Annotated in this window: 13 protein-coding genes and 3 tRNA genes; 5 read left to right on the plus strand and 11 right to left on the minus strand. The window is 73.1% G+C overall.

The window, feature by feature from the left end:
- Nucleotides 1-6: 6 nt before the first annotated feature.
- Together WA788_RS00105 and WA788_RS00110 are read right to left on the minus strand one after the other, a co-directional pair.
- Nucleotides 7-273, minus strand: coding sequence for a DUF3073 domain-containing protein (locus tag WA788_RS00105; RefSeq protein WP_335970244.1), 267 nt, complete (start codon nucleotides 271-273; stop codon nucleotides 7-9).
- 276 nt (nucleotides 274-549) lie between these two features.
- Nucleotides 550-1692, minus strand: coding sequence for a Leu/Phe/Val dehydrogenase (locus WA788_RS00110; protein ID WP_335970247.1), 1143 nt, complete (start codon nucleotides 1690-1692; stop codon nucleotides 550-552).
- A gap of 178 nt (nucleotides 1693-1870) precedes the next feature.
- On the opposite strand from WA788_RS00110, the gene WA788_RS00115 reads away from it, so the two are divergent.
- Both WA788_RS00115 and bldC read left to right on the plus strand, forming a co-directional pair.
- Nucleotides 1871-2728, plus strand: coding sequence for a hypothetical protein (locus tag WA788_RS00115; protein ID WP_335970250.1), 858 nt, complete (start codon nucleotides 1871-1873; stop codon nucleotides 2726-2728).
- Nucleotides 2729-3222: 494 nt separating this feature from the next.
- On the plus strand, nucleotides 3223-3429 hold the full coding sequence (gene bldC / locus WA788_RS00120; RefSeq protein WP_003949541.1) for a developmental transcriptional regulator BldC: 207 nt from the start codon (nucleotides 3223-3225) through the stop codon (nucleotides 3427-3429).
- A 616-nt stretch (nucleotides 3430-4045) separates the two neighbouring features.
- Here the strand turns inward: bldC and WA788_RS00125 are convergent.
- The 5 genes from WA788_RS00125 to WA788_RS00145 form a co-directional block, all read right to left on the minus strand.
- Nucleotides 4046-4120 (minus strand) — tRNA-Asp (locus WA788_RS00125).
- Nucleotides 4121-4178: 58 nt separating this feature from the next.
- Nucleotides 4179-8144, minus strand: coding sequence for an ATP-dependent RNA helicase HrpA (gene hrpA / locus WA788_RS00130; protein ID WP_335970253.1), 3966 nt, complete (start codon nucleotides 8142-8144; stop codon nucleotides 4179-4181).
- Between the two features lie 193 nt (nucleotides 8145-8337).
- Nucleotides 8338-8411 (minus strand) — tRNA-Phe (locus WA788_RS00135).
- A 4-nt stretch (nucleotides 8412-8415) separates the two neighbouring features.
- Nucleotides 8416-8490: transfer RNA gene (locus WA788_RS00140), tRNA-Asp, on the minus strand.
- Between the two features lie 244 nt (nucleotides 8491-8734).
- Entirely contained in the window at nucleotides 8735-9223 is a 489-nt protein-coding gene (locus WA788_RS00145) for a MarR family winged helix-turn-helix transcriptional regulator (protein WP_335970255.1), read from the minus strand.
- A gap of 87 nt (nucleotides 9224-9310) precedes the next feature.
- Here WA788_RS00145 and WA788_RS00150 point away from each other — a divergent pair, with 87 nt between their 5' ends.
- The 3 genes from WA788_RS00150 to WA788_RS00160 all read left to right on the plus strand — a co-directional run bounded on the left by WA788_RS00150 (nucleotide 9311) and on the right by WA788_RS00160 (nucleotide 11012).
- Nucleotides 9311-9898: an NADPH-dependent FMN reductase gene (locus tag WA788_RS00150; protein ID WP_335970258.1), complete on the plus strand. Its 588-nt coding sequence runs from the start codon at nucleotides 9311-9313 to the stop codon at nucleotides 9896-9898.
- Nucleotides 9899-9943: 45 nt separating this feature from the next.
- A complete protein-coding gene (locus WA788_RS00155; RefSeq protein ID WP_335970260.1) occupies nucleotides 9944-10786 on the plus strand; it encodes a PhzF family phenazine biosynthesis protein in 843 nt (280 codons plus the stop codon).
- A gap of 85 nt (nucleotides 10787-10871) precedes the next feature.
- The gene (locus WA788_RS00160; RefSeq protein WP_335970262.1) at nucleotides 10872-11012 is read left to right on the plus strand and encodes a hypothetical protein; all 141 of its coding nucleotides are present in this window, start codon (nucleotides 10872-10874) and stop codon (nucleotides 11010-11012) included.
- Between the two features lie 22 nt (nucleotides 11013-11034).
- On the opposite strand, the gene WA788_RS00165 is transcribed toward WA788_RS00160, so the two are convergent.
- The 4 genes from WA788_RS00165 to WA788_RS00180 form a co-directional block, all read right to left on the minus strand.
- Nucleotides 11035-12783, minus strand: a complete 1749-nt coding sequence (locus WA788_RS00165; RefSeq protein WP_335970265.1) for a TIGR03767 family metallophosphoesterase — start codon at nucleotides 12781-12783, stop codon at nucleotides 11035-11037.
- A 177-nt stretch (nucleotides 12784-12960) separates the two neighbouring features.
- A complete protein-coding gene (locus tag WA788_RS00170; protein ID WP_335970267.1) occupies nucleotides 12961-13788 on the minus strand; it encodes an FHA domain-containing protein in 828 nt (275 codons plus the stop codon).
- 154 nt (nucleotides 13789-13942) lie between these two features.
- Nucleotides 13943-16000, minus strand: coding sequence for a serine/threonine-protein kinase (locus tag WA788_RS00175; protein WP_335970270.1), 2058 nt, complete (start codon nucleotides 15998-16000; stop codon nucleotides 13943-13945).
- A gap of 131 nt (nucleotides 16001-16131) precedes the next feature.
- Nucleotides 16132-17955, minus strand: coding sequence for an ABC transporter ATP-binding protein (locus WA788_RS00180; RefSeq protein ID WP_443033927.1), 1824 nt, complete (start codon nucleotides 17953-17955; stop codon nucleotides 16132-16134).
- Between the last annotated feature and the right edge of the window lie 20 nt (nucleotides 17956-17975).

A 17975-nucleotide genomic window follows, 5' to 3' on the forward strand; every position in this document is an offset into this window, starting at 1 on the left:
ACGGCGTCAAGCGCGACGGCGTTGAGACGACGGTGACGGCTCGGACTGTTCGTCCTGGTCGTCGTCCTCGTCATCGTCGTTGTAGAGATCCGCGTACTGAGCGTACGGGTCGTCGTCCAACTCGTCATCGTCCTCGACTGGCTCCGGATTAACCGGCCTCGACGGCGATGCGCCCAGCTCGTCGGCCAGACGTGAGAGATCCGTGCCGCCGCTGTTGTACTTCAGCTGGCGGGCGACCTTCGTCTGCTTGGCCTTGGCCCGGCCGCGCCCCATGGCTCGACCCCCTTAACGGCGGGGCTCGACGGCCCCGAGTCTTGACACGCGTTCATGATCCGGACGGCCTCCGCGGAGAGAGACCTGTCCGTAGGGCCTCAACGGTACCTGCTTCCGACGCCGCACGGTACGTCGCCCGCACGACGCGCGTCGGAACAGGGGATATTTGCGGCCCTGTCGTTCCTGGTCAGGCCCGATTTTACCTTCTTCTAGCGCGAACTTGCTATCGGGCCGTGCTGTCGGTCACGCCGACGGCACGGCCCGGGCCCGCCGGGCTCAGCCCAGGCTCGGCCGCAGCCACTCGGCGGCGGGGGTGCGCTCGGCCATCCGCTGCTCCGCGAGGCGGTCGGCGGCCACCGCGGGCGGCACTCCGTCGGCCCTCGCCCGTTCGAATATGGCCAACGTGGTGTCGTGGATCTTCGCGGCCTTCGCCTTGGCCCGTTCGAAGTCGAAGCCGTGCAGCTCGTCGGCGACCTGGATGACGCCGCCGGCGTTCACCACGTAGTCGGGGGCGTAGAGGATGCCGCGGTCGGCGAGGTCCTTCGCGACGCCGGGGTGGGCGAGCTGGTTGTTGGCCGCGCCGCAGACCACGGTGGCGGTCAGCGCGGCCACGGTCGCGTCGTCGAGCGCGCCGCCCAGCGCGCAGGGGGCGTAGACGTCCAGCGGGGTGCGGACCAGGCGGTCGGCGTCGGCGACGGCGGTCACGCCCGGGTACCGGGCGGTGATCCGGGCGACGGCGTCGGCGCGTACGTCGGTGACCACCACCTGGGCGCCGTCGTCCACGAGGTGGCCCACCAGGTGGTGGCCGACCTTGCCGACGCCCGCGACGCCGACCCGGCGGCCGCGCAGCGTCGGCTCGCCCCACTGGGCCCTGGCGGCCGCGCGCATGCCCTGGAAGACGCCGAACGCGGTGAGCACCGAGGAGTCGCCGGCGCCGCCCTGCTCGGGGGAGCGGCCGGTGGTCCAGCGGTTCTCGCGGGCGACCACGTCCATGTCGGCGACGTAGGTGCCGACGTCGCACGCGGTGACGTAGCGGCCGCCCAGCGAGGCGACGAACCGGCCGTAGGCGAGCAGCAGTTCCTCGGTCTTGAGGGTGCCGGGGTCGCCGATCAGGACGGCCTTGCCGCCGCCGTGGTCGAGGCCGGCCAGGGCGTTCTTGTACGACATGCCGCGGGAGAGGTTGAGGGCGTCGTCCACGGCCTCCTCGTCGGAGGCGTAGGCGTGGAAACGCGTACCGCCCAGGGCCGGGCCCAGGGCGGTGGAGTGCAGTGCGATCACGGCCCGCAGGCCGGTCGGGCGGTCCTGGCACAGGACGACCTGTTCGTGTCCGCCCTGGTCCGATCGGAACAGTTTGGCGATGACGGCGGCGCCGTTGCCGCCGTCGGTCTGACGTACGTCGGTCACGGTGGTGACTCCCATAGTCCGGTGGTGCGTGCGGTCCCATTGGGTTCGGGTCGTCTCGCCCCCCGTAGGGGTGGCGGAGGGTTCGATGGGCACAGCGTAGCCCTGGGCGCAGTGGCCGGGATCACCTCCGGCGGTGGCGGACCCGTGGGACGATCGGAGGCGTCGGCAGGCGGCACGGCGGTGAGGAGCGGGCGTGGGCGATTCGGCGGTTCAGGTCCCGTACACGTCGTATCTGCGGGTGTACGAGCCGCTGGCGGCCTTTCCCGAGCCCGAACGGACCCACTGGCACCGCTACGCGGTCGCGGGCCGGGCCCGTGGCGCCCAGGACGAGCTGCGGCAGTCGCTGGCCGGGCTGGTGCCGGTGCCGCCGATCGCGGTGCCGGTGCACGAGAGCCCGGACGCGTTCGTCGCCGAGGTGGGCGGGATCATCCACGTCTGCCCGTGGCGGACCCGGCTGCGCGGCTGGATGGCGCTGGAGCAGTTGGAGGGCCAGCTGCCGGGGCCGGTGCTGGACGCGATGGTGCCGCCGGTGGTCCGGCGGCAGGCCGCGGCCGACCACGAGGCGTGGCGGGAGCGCCACCCGGACGCGCGGCCCTGGATTCGCTCGGCGACCTGGCACGTGCCGGTGCGCTGGTTCATCCTCGTCGGCGACGACGAGCGGGAGTACGAGCCGGTCGGCGCGGCGGACTCCGCGGGCGGCTCGAAGCAGCCGGTGATGCGCTACCGCACCCCGATGGTGCAGGCGCGGCGCCGGGTGGCGCGGGGCCTGCGGGTGCTCAGGGAGGCGCTGGACGAGAGCCCGTTGGTGGACGGGCTGGTCGACGTGGGGCGCTGGCTGGAGGAGTTCCACCCCCGCTCCCTGGTCGAGCTGGACTACGGCGGGCTGGTGCACGTGATCGGCCCGGAGGCGCTGGCGGCCGACCGTTCGGCGGCGGACGCGGCCGAGGGGCTGGCGGCGCTGCGCGAGGGCGACTCGGCGGCGGCCGGTACGGCGTACGAGCGGCTGACCGACCGGTGGCGGGCGGTGCGGGAGTTGCAGTTCGCCAACTGAGGCGCGCGGCGGGGCCGTCGTGGATCTGACGGGCTGTTGTCTCCGGGTGGGCCGGGTGTTGTCTCCGGTCCGGCCGGTGCGGTGCTTCTGCCCCTGGTGATGGTGCTATTGGCCCAAGCGTGACGCAGAGCACGTAAGCGGACTCTTGCCTGCATCACCATCTGTCATGCCAAAATGGGACATCGGGTCCGTCTCGGGCTCGCACCGACGGTGGGGATGGGGCGGATGATCGCGCTGTGACTGATCGTCACGTTGGTGTGACTGTCCGCTATGGCCCGGTCCATCGGCTTCCGTCGAGCTTGAACACCTGAGAGGGCAAATCCATCGGTTTGGCCGACGCGGCTGGACGGATGGTGTAGTTGTAGTGCCGAGGACAAGCCGTTCGTCCTATTACCGACTCGGCCCGCGTTCGCCCATATCGGGCAACGCGGGTCAAGGTGCAGAATTTAAGAGGAAAGAACCGCGTTGGTTCGGTTCTCTCGAGGAGGCCGCTCATGACCGCTCGCACCCCTGATGCCGAGCCGTTGCTTACCCCTGCTGAGGTCGCCACCATGTTCCGCGTCGACCCGAAGACGGTCACGCGCTGGGCCAAGGCTGGCAAACTCACGTCGATCCGCACGCTCGGCGGGCACCGCCGCTACCGCGAGGCGGAGGTCCGCGCGCTGCTTGCGGGGATCCCGCAGCAGCGCAGCGAGGCCTGACAGCCCTTTTGGGCGGCTTGTGGGGCCCCTACCCCATACGTCGCCGTCCGACGGTCGTCCGCCCCCATCGGGTGGCCGGCGGGGAGGGTGGAACAGCAGGACGTATGACCGTATGACCGTAAGAAGATCGCATCGGGCTCCGCCGGGCTCGGTGCGATCTTCTTTTTTGTGCGCCCGATCACATGGGTGAGCGGGACGTACCATTGCACATATTAAATTGAGCCCCTCGTGAGGGGTCCCGAGCTCCTTATGCTGCGCACAACTTGGCGTGACTACCGTCACATGTGCGGCACTTGAGGGGCTTCCCTGCGATGCGGTAGAGAAACGATCCTGTGCGTCGGGGACTTGACGGAGCGGCTTCTCCCGCGGGCCGTCCCGCCGTCGCCCGAGTGCGGTACGGCGGCTCCCAACTCCCCTGTGGCGGGCGGGACTTGCTTCGGACGGTAACGGCCCACCCCGCCCCCGGAACGGCCCGCACACGGCCTCCTGGACCCCGTACGGAGAGTGGCGGCCGTTGCCCGTGCGGACGGGCCACGCGCCTGCGGACGGCCCCTGAACAGCAAGAAGCCCGCCACCGGTCTCCCGGGAGCGGGCTTCAAAGATGCTTCATCTGCTGCGGTCCTGACGGGATTTGAACCCGCGGCCTCCACCTTGACAGGGTGGCGAGCACTCCAAACTGCTCCACAGGACCTCGTTGCGAGACAGACTGTACAGCAGGTCAGGGGGTGCGGTCGAACTCGGGACCGGGGTCAGGACCAGGCGGCGTCGAGGGCCTTGAAGACGCGCTTGTCCGAGACCGGGAACGCGGTGCCCAGGGCGTGGGCGAAGTAGCTGACCCGCAGCTCCTCGATCATCCAGCGGATGTCGCGGACCGCGGCGGGCACCGGGCGCCCGGCGGGCTGGGAAGCCAGCAGTTCGGCGTACTCCGCCTGGATCTCGCGGACCTTCTCCATGCGGGTGGTGTCGCGCTGGACGCCCGTCGGCATCTGCTGGAGGCGGCGGTCCGCGGCCACCAGGTAGCGCATCAGGTCCGGGAGGCGCTTCAGGCCCGCCGCGGTGACGAACCCGGGGTACACCAGGCCGCTCAGCTGCTCCCTGACGTCCCGCACGTTCGCCAGCAGGACCGGGCTCGCGGTGTCCTTCAGCCGGCTCTCGCAGGAGTGCCAGGCGGCGAGCACCTGCTGGACCTGCCGGACCGCCCGGCCGGTCAGCTCGACCAGGTCGGCACGCACCGCGTCGAAGAGCTTGCGGTAGCTCTCCTCGTCCCAGGCCGGCCCGCCGTGGTCGGCGATCAGCCGGTCCGCGGCCGCGGTGGCGCAGTCCTCGAAGAAGCCCTGCACGCTGCCGTGCGGGTTGCGGGACAGCGCCAGCTTCTGCTGGTTGGAGAGCTGGTCGGCGGCGAACTTCGCCGGGTTGACCGGGACGTTCAGCAGGATCAGCCGGCGGGTGCCGCGCCACATCGCCTCGGTCTGCTCCGGCTCGGTGTCGAACAGCCGCACCGCGACCGTGGCGCCCTCGTCGACCAGCGCGGGGTACGCCTTGACCGGCTGGCCGGCCCGCCGGGTCTCGAAGGTGCGCGGCAGGGCGCCCAGCGTCCAGTCGGTCAGGCCCGTGCGCTGCTCCAGGGTGGCCAGCGCCGGGTCGGAGGCCCGTTCGAACGCCTTGGTGATCGCCGCCCGCGTCTTCGGCCGCAGCCGCTGCTTGAGCGCCTCCAGGTCCTTGTCCTCCGCGGGGCCGGCGACCTTGCGGCGCCGCTCGTCCACCACCCGGAAGGTGATCCGCAGGTGGTCGGGCACCTTCGACAGGTCGAAGTCCTCCGGGTCGACCCGCACCCCCACCATCTTCTGCAACTCGCGGGCCAGCACCGCCGGCAGCGGGTCCGGGCCGGCCGCGACCCTCTCCAGGAACGCCTTCGCGTAGTTCGGCGCGGGGACGTAGTGGCGGCGGATCGGCTTGGGCAGCGAGCGGATCAGCTCGGTGACGACCTGCTCGCGCAGGCCGGGGATCTGCCAGTCGAAGCCGTCGGGCACCACCTGGTTGAGCACCTGGAGCGGGATGTGGACGGTCACGCCGTCCGCGTCGCCGCCCGGCTCGAACTGGTAGGTCACCCGGAACTTCAGCGCGCCCTGCCGCCAGGAGTCGGGGTAGTCGGCCTTGGTGACCGCCTCCGCGTTCTCGTTGATCAGCATGGAGTGCTCGAAGTTGAGCAACTCCGGTTCCTCGCGCCGCTTGTGCTTCCACCAGGAGTCGAAGTGGGCGCCGGACACCACGTGTTCGGGCAGCTTGCCGTCGTAGAAGTCGAAGAGCGTCTCGTCGTCCACGAGGATGTCGCGGCGGCGGGCGCGGTGCTCCAACTCCTCGACTTCGCCGAGGAGTTTGCGGTTGTCGTGGAAGAACTGGTGGTGGGTGCGCCAGTCGCCCTCGACCAGGGCGTTGCGGATGAACAGCTCGCGGGAGGTCTCCGGGTCGATCCGGCCGTAGTTCACCTTGCGCTGGGCGACCAGCGGGACGCCGTAGAGCGTCACCTTCTCGTACGCCATCACCGCGGCCTGGTCCTTCTCCCAGTGCGGCTCGCTGTAGCTGCGCTTGACCAGGTGCTGGGCCAGCGGCTCGACCCACTCCGGCTCGATCTTCGCGTTGACCCGCGCCCACAGCCGGGAGGTCTCCACCAGCTCGGCCGACATGATCCAGCGCGGCGGCTTCTTGAACAGCGCCGAGCCGGGGAAGACCGCGAACTTCGCGCTGCGGGCGCCCAGGTACTCGTTCTTGTCGGTGTCCTTCAGGCCCAGGTGCGACAGCAGCCCGGCCAGCAGCGACACGTGCACGCGCTGCGGGTCGGCCGCGTCCTGGTCGCCGGCCGGTTCCGGGCCGACGGTGATGCCGAGCGACCGGGCGACCTGGCGGAGCTGGCTGTAGATGTCCTGCCACTCGCGGATGCGCAGGTAGTTGAGGAACTCCGCCCGGCAGGTGCGGCGGAAGGCGGAGGAGGACAGCTCCTTCTGCTTCTCCCGCAGATACGCCCACAGGTGCAGGAAGGACAGGAAGTCGCTGCTCTCGTCCTTGAACCGGGCGTGCTGCTGGTCGGCCTGGGCCTGCTTGTCGGCGGGGCGCTCGCGGGGGTCCTGGATGGACAGGGCGGCCGCGATCACCATCACCTCGCGTACGCAGCCGTTGCGGTCGGCCTCCAGCACCATGCGGGCCAGCCGCGGGTCGACCGGGAGCTGGGCGAGCTTGCGGCCGGTCTGGGTGAGCCGCTTGCGGGGGTCCTTCTGCTGCGGGTCGAGCGCGCCGAGTTCCTCCAGGAGCTGGACGCCGTCCTTGATGTTGCGGCTGTCCGGCGGGTCGATGAAGGGGAACTTCGCGATGTCGCCGAGCCCGGCCGCGGTCATCTGGAGGATCACCGAGGCGAGGTTGGTGCGCAGGATCTCCGCGTCGGTGAACTCCGGGCGGGCCAGGAAGTCTTCCTCGTCGTACAGCCGGATGCAGATGCCGTCGGAGGTACGGCCGCAGCGGCCCTTGCGCTGGTTGGCGCTGGCCTGGCTGATCGGCTCGATCGGCAGCCGCTGCACCTTGGTGCGGTGGCTGTAGCGGGAGATGCGGGCGGTGCCCGGGTCGATCACGTAGCGGATGCCCGGGACGGTCAGCGAGGTCTCCGCGACATTGGTGGCCAGCACGATCCGCCGGCCGCTGTGCGCCTGGAAGACCCGGTGCTGCTCGGCGGAGGACAGCCGCGCGTACAGCGGCAGCACCTCGGTGCCGCGCAACTGCCGCTTGGTGAGGGCGTCGGCGGTGTCGCGGATCTCCCGCTCGCCGGAGAGGAAGACCAGGATGTCGCCGGGCCCCTCGGCCTGGAGTTCGTCGACGGCGTCGGCGATCGCGGTGATCTGGTCCCGGTCGGCCTCGGTGGAGCCCTCCTCCAGCAGCGGCCGGTAGCGCACCTCGACGGGGTAGGTGCGGCCGCTCACCTCCACGATCGGGGCGTCGCCGAAGTGCCGGGAGAAGCGCTCCGGGTCGATCGTGGCGGAGGTGATGATCACCTTGAGGTCGGGGCGGCGCGGCAGCAGCTGGGCGAGGTAGCCGAGGATGAAGTCGATGTTGAGGCTGCGCTCGTGGGCCTCGTCGATGATGATCGTGTCGTAGGCGCGCAGCTCGCGGTCGGTCTGGATCTCGGCGAGCATGATGCCGTCGGTCATCAGCTTGACCAGGGTGGAGTCGCCCACCTGGTCGGTGAAGCGGACCTTCCAGCCGACCGCCTCGCCCAGCGGGGTGCGCAGTTCCTCCGCGACGCGCTCGGCGACGGTCCTGGCCGCGATCCGGCGCGGCTGGGTGTGGCCGATCAGGCCGCGCACGCCCCGGCCCAGCTCCAGGCAGATCTTGGGGATCTGGGTGGTCTTGCCGGAGCCGGTCTCGCCCGCGACGATCACCACCTGGTGGTCGCGGACGGCCGCCAGGATCTCGTCCTTCTTCTGGCTGACCGGCAGCGCCTCGGGGTAGGTGATCCGCGGCACGGCGGCCTGGCGGGCGGCTATCCGGGCCTCCGCCCGGCCGATCTCCGTGTCGAGCTCGGCGAGCACCGCGGCGCGCGCCTCGGGCTTGCGGATGCGGCGGGCGCCGTCGAGCCGCCGGCCGAGGCGCTGCTCGTCGCGCGAGGAGAGCGCGGGCAGCCGCGCGGCGAGTCCGGCGAACTCGGCGGGGGAGGAGGGTTGCGTAGACATACGCGATCCAGCATCGCACCTGCCGGGGAGGACGGGCGAACGCATTTTTCCGCGGGTTCGCGGGGGGTGCGCGGCCGGTCCGGGTGCGGCGCGGGAGCGGGACCGGCGGGTGGCCCGGCGGGCAGCGCGGCCGGGGTGACGCGGATCACGACGAAGGGCCCCTCTCCGAGGAGAAGGGCCCTTCGTCGTGCGGTGGCTGGGGCCGGGGTCGAACCGGCGACCTACCGCTTTTCAGGCGGTCGCTCGTACCAACTGAGCTACCCAGCCGCAGCGGTCCTGACGGGATTTGAACCCGCGGCCTCCACCTTGACAGGGTGGCGAGCACTCCAAACTGCTCCACAGGACCTTGCTTGGTGCGGCACAAGTGTGACACATGATGTGCCCCGCTCTCGCACCGGTTTTTCGCGACGCCCGGACCATGCCGTCCCGGTCACCGGAAATCCCGGGGGACTTCCTGTTTCCGTTCGGACATTTCGGCGGGCTGATGTCGCTGGATCAGCGTAGCAGAATCGGGGCGGTGCCCCGTACGCACGAGGTCCGGGCGGGTGCCGTGGCCGGATCGGCGTTGGGTGGGGTGCGGTGCGGTGGGTCTAGGACGCGTCGTCGCCGGCGGCCTCGCTGCGACGCGGCTCCAGGCGGTCGACCGCCCGCTCGCTCCACTCCCGGATGGCTGATGCCTGCTCAGGGGGCAGCGGGTCGAGGAAGTGGCGGCGGATGTTGCGACCGTGCACGAGGACGGCGCTCTGGGCGGCGCGGCGCCCCTCGGCGGTCAGCCCGACCCCCGCGCGGCGGCCGTCGGCCCCGTAGCGGGTGCGCTCGACGAAGCCGCGCTTCTCCATGCGCGTCAGCTGGTGCGAGACGCGGCTCTTGTCCCAGTCGAGCGACTCGGCGAGCTCGCCGACGCGCACCTCGCGGCCGGTGGCCTGCCACAGCGTCACCAGCACGCTGAACTCGGCCTTCGAGATGTCGCAGTCGCTTTGCAGGCCGCGCTCCAGCTCCCGGGTGAGCAGGCGCTGCGCGCGCATCCAGACGTTCCAGAACTCCCAGTCCTCGGGTTCCAGCGCCCGCGTCTCCGTCATGCCGTCGAGGATACCGCGACCAGCCAAGTTGTCGTTTCAACTCATCTCGACCTAGAGTTGACGTGACAACTCACTCGGAAGGAAGCCATGCCGCTCCGCATCGCACTCATCCTCGGAAGCACCCGCCCCGGACGCCGCGGCGACCAGATCGCCGCCTGGGCACTTCAGGCCGCCCGGGCCCACGGGGGAGCCGACTACGACCTCGTCGACCTCGCCGACCAGGGCCTCGGCAACCTCGACGAGCCCGGCAACCCGAACTTCCAGCAGTACCAGCACGACCACACCCGCGCCTGGGGCGCACTCGTCGACAGCTTCGACGGCTACGTGTTCGTCGTCCCCGAGTACAACCACTCCTACCCCGGAGCCCTGAAGAACGCCCTGGACTACGTCTACCGGGAGTGGAACGACAAGGCCGCCGGGATCATCAGCTACGGGGGCTGGGTCGCCGGGGCCCGGGCCGCCGAGGCGCTGCGACTCGTGCTCGCCGAACTCCAGGTGGCCACGGTCCGCGCCCAGCCCACCATCTCGACCCGTCCCTCGTTCCGCACCGGCGCCTTCGTCCCCCAGGAGGGCCTCGACACCGCCGTTGACGGCATGCTCGACCAGGTGATCGCCTGGTCCGGCGCTCTGCGCGGGGTGCGCCAGGCCAAGGCGTCGGCGTCCGCGGCTGCTTGAGGCCCGGCTCGTGGACGGGCGCCGGGGAGGCGCTAGCGTGCGGGCATGGACGTGCTGAGGTATGTGGCCTTCGCCACCGACGCCGCCGGGGGGAACCCCGCGGGGGTGGTGCTCGACGCGGGCGGGGCGGGGGCGGCGGAGATGCTGGCCGTGGCCGCCGAAGTCGGGTACTCCGAGACGGCGTTCGCGGTGCCGCGCCCGGACGGCGGCCTGGACGTCCGCTACTTCAGCCCGCTGGCCGAGGTGCCCTTCTGCGGGCACGCGACCATCGCGACCGCCGTCGCCCACGCGTACGAACACGGCCCGGGCGAGCGGGACTTCCACACCGCGGCCGGGCCGGTCCGGGTGGCGGCCGTGCTCGGGCCCGACGGCGTCATGACCGCCGAGCTGGTGAGCGTGCCGCCCCGCTCCCGGGAGCTGCCCGCGGCGGACCTGGCCGAGCTGCTCGCGGCGCTGCGCTGGTCCGCGGCCGACCTGGACCCGGCGCTGCCGCCCCGGGTCGCCTACGCGGGCGCCTGGCACCCGGTGATCGCCGCGGCGACCCGGGAGCGGCTGGCCGCGCTGGACTACGACATGGCCGCGCTCGGCGACCTCATGCGCCGCCGGGACTGGACCACGGTCGACCTGGTGTGGCGGGAGTCGGCGGCGGTCTTCCACGCCCGCAACCCCTTCCCGCCCGGCGGGGTGGTCGAGGACCCGGCCACCGGCGCCGCGGCGGCCGCGTTCGGCGGCTACCTCGGCGAACTCGGCCTGGTCGACCGGCCGGCCGTGCTCACCGTCCACCAGGGCGAGGACATGGGCCGGCCGAGCGTGCTGACCGTCGGCGTCCCCGCGGACCCGGCCGCCGGCGTCAGCGTGCGCGGCGCGGCCGTGCCGATCCCGCACTGACCGATCCCGCACTGACCGATCCCGCCGGACCCGGTGGCGCACCGGCCCGCGCGCCCTCACCCGTACGCGGGGCGGCGCCGACGGGGTGAGCGTCACGGCCGACGGGGGCGGCACCCACCTGGAGTCGGGCGTCAGCCCCGGGGGCACGGCGGCGCTGAACAGCATCTCGGTCCGGGTGGTGTCGGTGCGCGGGCACACCGCCGTGCTGGCGGTCACGCACCACTGAGCCGCCCCCGTCGGGCGCGCGGTCAGGCGCCCGGTTTGGCCAGCAGAAGCTCGGTGTTGTGGTCGGCGGAGGTGCCGAGTTTGGCGGCGGGGGTGGCGTAGGGGTCGTTGAACGACAGCTCGCGGTAGAGGGCGGCGAGGTCGGCCTCGCCGGTGCTGGTGAAGTCGGTCGCGTACGGGGCGGCCGACTCCACCAGCGTGGTGAACAGCGAGAGGGTGCCGTCCTGGTTGTCGGCGATCTCGATGAGCCGCGCGTGCTGCGGGAAGTCCACGTGGGAGGCGGTGTTGATCTCCCAGAACGCGCGCTCGGGCACGGCGTGGCCGTGCGGGGTGATGAGGTTGGCGTGCGTGTGGCCGTTCACCCAGGCCACCACGTTCGGGTAGCGCTGGAGCAGCGTGACCAGCTCGGTGCCGGTGTGGCGGCCGTCGAACAGGTTGTACGGGTCGGGCAGCGTGTTGCCCATGGTGGTGCTGGTGTGGTGGCTGAACAGGACGACCAGCTGGTCCTGGGAGCCGCGGCGCACCACGTTGCCGTCGGTGTCGTACCAGTGGGTGCTGTACGACTGGAGGACCGCCTCCAGCCACTTCAGCTGCGCGGAGCCGATGGAGCCGTCCGCCCACCCGGCGCGGTTGGTGGTGTCCAGGCTGATGCCGAGGACGCCGTCGGCGATCGGGAAGGTGTAGTAGAGCTTGCCGCTGTCGGCGGCCGCCTGGGTGAAGCCGTGGCCGTACGGGCCGGGGCCGGTGACGGCGGTGGCGAGGTGCGCCTGCGCGAACTGCTTCGGGGTGAAGGGGGCGCGGCGGGCGTCGGGGGTGACCGAGCGGACCGGGCCGCCGCCGCCGATCAGGCCGAGCAGGATGGTGACCGCGGTCGCCGGGTCGTGCTGGACGGCGTCGGCGAGCTTGGCCGCGGTCGCGTCGTCGACGCCCTCGATCTTGCTGCCGCCGGTGTAGAGCGAGCCGAGCAGGCCCAGGTCGGGCAGGGTGCCCTCGATGCTGTCGTCGTGGTTGCCGACCGTGGTGTACCAGGGGGTGCGCAGCCCGCTCGCGGTGAACGGCCGTCCGGCGGCGGCCAGGAAGCCCGGCACCTGCGGGAAGCCGGCCTTCTTGTAGGTGTCCTGGAAGGCGGACTCGGGGTTCCAGTACTGCGCGGAGCCGGAGTTCTGCACGCCCTCGTAGCGGGAGGTGTCGCCGGTGTTCGGGGTGATCGCGCCGCCGCTCATCACCGTGAGGTACCAGTCGAGTTCGACCTGCTCGTGGTTGTCGGTGTTGTCGCCGGTCGCCATCACCAGGGAGAAGGGCAGGCCCGTGTAGGGGCCGCCGGCAAGGGAGTTGACCCGGTCGACCAGGGAGGCGGCGCCGCGCACGGTCAGCGCCTCGTGCGGGCGGTAGGCGGAGTCGATGTACTGCGCGAGGTACTCGAAGCGCACCGGCGACTCGGTGTCGGCCAGGTGCAGGTCGGTGAACTGCACGAACGAGGCGAGCCCGGTGCGGGTGGTGTCCCGGCCCGCGCCGCCCGCGGCAAGTTCGGTGCGCACCACCAGCGGCCAACCGGGCCCGGCCGCGAGGCGCTTGTAGGTGCCGCTGCCGGTGGCCGTCGCGGCCTGGGCGAGGGTGGTGCCCTCGACCGCGACGGCACGCGCGGCCGTGGCGGCGACCGCGCGATCGTGGGCCGCCGCCGATGCGAACGGGCTGTCCGCCAGGGTCAGGGCGGCCGCCGCCGCGGCGGCGGAGGCACCGGAGAGGAACTGGCGTCTGCTGGCTGCGCGCATGGACAAGTCTCCTGACGGTGGTCCTGGCGGGTGGTCGGGGCAGGCCCCGGGTGTGCCCGGTGCGCGCCCCGCTCCGTATTACCAGTGGGTAACGGCCAACCGCCAGAGTGCCGTCGCGTCCTCACGCCCGCTTGGCCGCCGCGTGAACCGGCCGTGAAGCGCCGACGGCTGCCAGGACTAGGCGATGCCGCCGCCGCTCCCGGTACGCGGGTCGAGGTCCGCCGGGCCCGGGTCCATCAGGTCCGGGTCCATCAGGTCCAGGTCCGGGGGGACGAGGGTGGTGGACTCGACCAGGCCGCGCAGCAGGTTGTGCAGGAGGTTGTTGTCCCAGGGGGTGCCGTCGTCGCCGTCGTGCATCAGCGGGTACGGGAAGCCGCCGTCGTGCAACCGGCGGCGCAGGGCGGCGAGTTTGTACTCGATCCGGCGCACGCTCCAGTTGCCGTCCGGGCGCAGGCAGGCGAGCTGCTCGGCGGTGCGGCGGTAGGCCAGCGGGCGCGGGCCGTCCTCGTAGAGCAGGTAGTGCTGGCCCATCACGACCAGGAGCAGCCGCTCGTCGTCGTCCAGCGGCCAGACCTTGGGCGGCAGGGTCTCGGCGCGGCGGCGCGGTACGGCGCCGCGCTCGTCGTGGCCGGTGACGTAGAGCTCGACCAGGTGCTCGCGGTAGCCGGAGCCGCGGACGAAGACCGGGGTGTAGCCGGGGGCGAGGGGGATGGGTTCGGTGCTGCTGTGCATGAGGCGGCCGTGCGGCAGCCGGACCAGCTGGCGGCCGGTGTTGCGCAGCCACCACTGGCGCTTGCGGTAGGTGAGTTCGCCGTGGCGGCGGCTGACCCGCAGGTCGTCCTCGCCGACCGGCAGGTCCACGTCGTCCGGCCGCTCGCCGCGGCCGAACCTGATCACCAGACCGGTGCGCGGTGCCACCTTCAGGCCGCCGGTCACGGTGCGGGCGTGGAGCGTGCCGGGGCTGGCGGGCGCGGCGCCCCGCGCGAGGCTGTCCGGGCTGGTCACTGTCTCCTCCTCGAGCCGGGTCGGGGGTGGGCCGCGCGCTCCCCTCCGGTGCGCGGCCCCGGGGCCCCCGCGCGCCTTGCCTGCCGTGGCGCACCTCTTTGTCCGAGTGTGCCCGGGTGGTCCGGGACCCCTCCGCAAGCCGGTCGGGGAGGGGTCAGCCGGCGGGCAGGCGGGCGGCGGCCGCGGTGGCGAGGCGGGTGGCCATGGTGCGCAGCCGCGCGTCGCCGCCCGAGCCGCTGACCGCGAGTTCGAAGGTCTCGGCGAGGTGGTCGCCCTGGCTGCCGGTGTAGGTGCGGTGCACCACATCGACCACCACGCTGCCGTCGTCCGGCGGTTCGACGAAGGCGCGGTGGCCGCCGAGGCGGGTGGCGGTGCCGTCCTCGGCGGTGGGCGGCTCGCCCCGGTCGAAGGTGAGGTCGACGTCGAGGTCGCTGGTGGTGCTCCGCCAGGAGCAGCCCCAGTTGCCGTAGGAGACGTCCGGGTGGTCGGCGTCGATGCCGGGGACGACTTCGAGGGCGGTCGCGGGCAGCAGGGTGCAGGCGTCCGTGGCGGCGAGCGAGCTGTCGGGCAGCGGCGGTTGGCGGCGCGGGAGCCGGCCGCCGGGCGGCACGGCGTTGAGGGCGGCGACCGCGGCGGTGGTGGCGGTGTCGGCCATGCCGCACAGGACCGCGGCGGAGGGGGCGGAGTCGTCGGCGGGCTTCGCGGTCACGACGGCGTGGGCGCTGCCGGTGCGGTGCCGTGCGCCCTGCCCGGAGCCGCTGGTGCCGCTCCCGGTATCGGTGCCGTCTGGGCCGTCGCTGCCGCTGCCGTTGGACGTGGCACCGTCGAGCAGGAGCGTACGGTCGCACTCGCCGCCGTCGGCGGGTTCGGCCACGACGCGCACCCGGCCGTCGGTGCGGACGGTGCCGGGCGGCTGGGCGGAGCCGTCGGCGAACTCCACCTCGATGTCGATCCGCGGCCCGGCGCCGGTGTCCACGATGACGTCGCACCGGTCGAAGTTGCCGTAGGCAGGGTCGAGTTCGGCGTCGCCGTAGCGTGCCAGCGCGGCGGGCTTCGCGAGCGCGCAGGGGTCGGCGGTGCGCTGGTCGCCGAAGAGGGCGGCGGACGCGGACCCGGTGGCGGTGCCCGTACCGGGCGCGGGGTCCGGCGCGGCCGAGGCCCCGCCCGAGCCGCCGGTGGCCGCCCACACGCCGGCGGCCACGGCCAGCAGGGCGACCGCCGCCGCCACGGCGGTCACCGGCCGCAGGTGGGCCCGCAGGAAGCGGCCCGTCCCCTGCGGCAGCAGGCCGCGGTCGCGGCGGCGCACCGAACGGAACGGCGCGGGCGCCCAACTGCCCTCGGCTGCCACTGAGTCCTGCGATGCCGACGGCAACGGGTCGGGCAGCTCCGGCAGTTCGGCGACCGGACCCGCCACCGTACGCAGCAGCTCCCGCGCCTCGGCCGCGGTCGGCCGAGTGCCTGGGTCGCGGCGCAGCATCGCCGTCAGGGGCGCGCGCAACTCACCGACCTCGGCGGCGACTTCGACGGCTCCCCGGGCGTGCGGGCCCGCCCGGTAGGCGCTCGCGCTGTCGCCGGGCACGCCCGGGGGCCGCGGCGCGTCACCGGTGACCAGGGCATGGACCGCCGCGGCGAGCGAGAACACGTCGGAGGCCGGCTCGGGCCGGCCGCGGACCACCTCGGGGGCCGCGTAGTGCGGGGTGTAGCCGATGGCGCTGTTCGGGGTGATCGTCTCCTTGCCGCCGACCCGGTAGGCGGCGCCGAAGTCGGCGAGCTTCACGGTGCGGGGGCCGGTGGCCACGACGTTGCCGGGTTTGATGTCGCCGTGCACGATGCCCTCCGCGTGCAGGGCGATCAGCGCGTCCGCGACCTGCGCGCCGAGGTGGGCGGCGAGGCGGGGCGGCAGCGGCGGGCGGCGGTCGAGGCTGCCGCCGGGGGCGTACTCCATCACCAGGTAGGTGGTGGCGCGGGTGCGGCGCCCCACGCGGACGGCGTCGTGGAGCGTCACGACGTGGGGGTGGGAGAAGCGGGCGAGCACGCGGGCCTCGGCGCGCAGCCGGTCGAAGGCGGTGGGGCTGTCGTCGCCCAGGACTCTCTTCAGGACGACGTCCCGGCCCAGTTCCTCGTCGTGGGCGAGCCAGACCTCGCCCGAGCCGCCCCGGATCGGACCGTCCGTCAGGCGGTAGCGTTCGCCGACCTTCGTACCCAGGCGCACCGCGTCTCCCTCACCCGTCACGCGTGACCCAGCCAGTATGGCCCCCGGGGCCGCCCGGGTCGGGGGTTCCGCGGGTTCACCACCCGGCCGCGCGCCTTTGCGCGTGCAGCCGCCCCCCGGCAGGCCGGCCGTCAGGGCTGGAGGGAGGCGTAGCGGCCGTTCAGGGCGAGGAGTTGGGCGTGGGTGCCCGACTCGGCGATCTCGCCGCCGGACAGCACGAGCACGCGGTCGGCGAGGGCGGCGAGGGACATGTCGTGGCTGACGACGAGGGTGGTGCGGCCGGCCGACAGGCGGCGCAGCGCGGGCAGCAGGTGGTGGACGGCCTGGGCGTCGAGCCCGGTGGTCGGTTCGTCGAGGACGAGGACGGGGGTGTCGCGCAGCAGGGCGCGGGCGATCGCGATGCGCTGGAGCTGGCCGCCGGACAGCCGGGTGGTGCGGGGGGAGAGCGCGGTGAAGTAGCCGTCGTCGAGAGCGGTGACGAAGGAGTGGGCGCCGGCCGCGCGGGCCGCGTGCTCGATCTCCTCGTCGGTGGCGCCGGGGCGGCCGCAGGCGATGTTCTCGCGGACGCTGCCGCTGAGGATGTGGGTGCGCTGCGGCAGCAGCGTGACCTCCTGCCGCAACCGGTCCAGCGGCAGGTCCCGCAGGTCGGTGCCGTCCAGCCGGATCGTGCCCGCGTCCGGGTCGTAGAAGCGGGTGAGCAGGGCGAGCAGCGTGGACTTGCCCGCGCCGCTCGGGCCGGTGACGACCACGAACTCGCCGGGGGTGACGGTGCAGGAGACGTTGCGCAGCACCGGCGCGGCGGCGCCGGGGTGGCCGAAGCGCACACCGCGCAGGTCCAGCCGCCCGGCGCCGCGGGCCGCCGCGGGTACGGCCGCGGGCGCCGGGAGTGCGGGATCGCCCACCGCCGGGCGCGCGTCGAGGATGCCGGCCAGCCGCTCGGCCCCGGCGGAGGCGGCCGTGGCGGTCAGCGTCAGGCCGCCCAGGGCGCGGATCGGCGGGTAGAGGTAGCCGATGAACGCGGCGAACGCCAGCAGCTGCCCCAGCGACATCCGGCCCGCGGAGATCTCCCAGGCGCCCAGGCCGATGATGCCCAGCACGCACAGCGTCTCGATGACCTCGATCGACTGCTGGTAGCACTCGTCGAGCCGGGCGCCCCGGACGGCGGCGCGCAGCCACGCGCGGGCCGCGCCCTCCAGCCGCCGCTCCTCGGCGCGTTCGCGGTTGTACGCCTGCGTGAACATCATGTTGTCCAGCGACTCGTCGACGACGGAGGTGAGGGCGCCGTCGGCCTGCCGCTCCTGCCGGGAGACCGAACTCATCCGCCCGGACAGGCCCTTGGCGGCGTACAGGAACAGCGGCGCGGTCAGGAAGGTGGCCAGCGCCAGGTCCCAGCGCAGCCACAGCGCGGCGGCTGCGTAGAGCAGGGCGCTCAGGGCGGCGGAGGCGCCTTGCAGCACGCCGGAGACCGCCATCTGCTCGACGGCTTCCACGTCTCCGGTGAGGCGTTCGACCAGGTCGCCCTGGCGGTGGCGCTGGAAGTAGTGCGGGGGGAGGGTCTGGAGGTGCCGGAAGACGGTGGCGCGCAGCCGCAGCACGAAGCGCTCGGCCAGCAGCGCGGACAGGGTGTTGCCGAGGTAGCCGCACAGGGCGGTCGCGACGGCCACGGCGAGCCACTGGGCGGCGGGCGTCCAGAAGCCGCCGAGGTCGCCGTCGCGCAGCGCGCCGTCGGTCAGTTCGCCGAAGAGCAGGATGGCGGCGGTCTCGCCGAGCGCGGTGCACAGGGAGAGGACGCCGACCAGCACCATCCAGCGGCGGTCGCCGGCCGTCAGCGGCCAGAAGCGGCGGGCCGCGGCCCGTACGGAGGTGGCGTCCGCGGGGTACAGCCCGTTCGGCGCGTCCGCGGGGCCCCGCCGGTCCGAGGCGCCCGGCACCCGGCCGTCCAGCAGCGTGTCCATCCGTCCCCTCCTCTTCTTCC

Source organism: Streptomyces sp. CA2R106 (assembly GCF_037034245.1).
Lineage (GTDB): Bacteria > Actinomycetota > Actinomycetes > Streptomycetales > Streptomycetaceae > Actinacidiphila.